At 73.5% G+C, this 1424-nt stretch carries 1 protein-coding gene; it reads right to left on the minus strand.

Features of this window, described 5'->3' with window-relative positions; genetic code table 11:
• On the minus strand, window positions 1-1424 hold a 1424-nt coding region (locus ABT263_RS38770; protein WP_352298650.1), incomplete at both ends, for a type I polyketide synthase.

Here is a 1424-nt window from a genome sequence, read left to right on the forward strand (position 1 = left end):
GTCGCGCTGCCCCGCAGCCCCGTCGGGTCGATCCCCGCGTCCTCCAACGCCTCCCACGACGCCTCCAGCAACAACCGCTGCTGCGGATCCATCGCCACCGCCTCACGCGGACTGATCCCGAAGAACTCCGCGTCGAACTCCCCCGCGTCGTAGAGGAATCCGCCTTCACCGGACACGCTCTTGCCCACCGCATCCGGATCCGGATCGACCAGGTTCCCCGGCCAGCCGCGGTCGGTCGGGAAGAGGCCGATCGCGTCCCCGCGCGACTCCAGCAGCTCCCAGAACTCACCTGGCGACGACACCCCGCCCGGGAACCGGCACGCCATTCCGACGATCACCACGCGGTCGTCCTCGGCCGACGCGCGACGGACCACGGACCGTGCGGAGCCTGCCGACACGGGCTCGGCCCCACCGACCAGCTCGCCCACCAGGTGGCCGACCAGGGCCGCCGGTGTCGGGTAGTCGAACACGATCGTCGCCGAGAGCCGCAGACCCGTCACATTGTTCAGTCGGCTGCGCAGTTCGACGGCGGTGAGCGAGTCGAACCCGACGTCCCGGAAGGAACGTTCGGCGTCCAGGCCGGCCGGTCCGGCCATCCCCAGCACCAGAGCGGCCTGCGACAGCACCAGCTCCCGCACCACCTCCCGCTGCTCGTCCGGCTCCAGCCCGGCCAGCCGCGCGGCCAACGCGTTCTGGGCGCCGACGGCGGCCCGGCCCGCCGAGCGGCGGGTACGCGAGCCTTGGTGCCCGGCGCGGACCAGACCGGTCAGCAGCGGCGGCACCTCGCCGGAGTTCCGCAGAGCCGCCAGGTCCAGCCTGGCCGTCACCACGAGCGGCCCGGCGGCGCGGGCGGCCGCGTCGAGCATGCCGAGCCCGTCGGCCGCGGGCAGCGGCCTCAGCCCCTGACGGGACAGCCGGCGCCAGTCGGCGTCGGTGAGACCGCCGGCCATGCCGTTCTCCCACGGGCCCCACGCCAGCGACACACCGGGGAGGCCCTCGTGCCGCCGGTGGGCGGCCAGGGCGTCCAGGAACGTGTTCCCCGCCGCGTAGTTCGCCTGCCCCGGGTTGCCCCAGACGCCGGCCACCGAGGAGAACAGGACGAACATGTCCAGGTCCAGGTGACGGGTCAGCTCGTGCAGGTGCCACGCCGCGTCGACCTTCGGCCGCATCACCGCCGCCAACCGCTCCGGCGTCAGCGAAGCGACGAGCCCGTCGTCCAGAACACCCGCCGCATGGACGACACCCGTCAGCGGCACACCCTCCAGCGCGCCGGCGAGTTCCTCGCGATCGGCCACGTCACAGGCCCCGACCGTGACCTCGACACCCAGCCCCTTCAGATCGGCCACCAGCTCCGACATCCCGGGGGCCTCGATGCCCCGACGCGACACCAGGACCAAGTGCTCGGCCCGCCCGCTCTCCGCGAG

This window comes from Kitasatospora sp. NPDC001603, from assembly GCF_040298365.1.
GTDB lineage: Bacteria > Actinomycetota > Actinomycetes > Streptomycetales > Streptomycetaceae > Kitasatospora.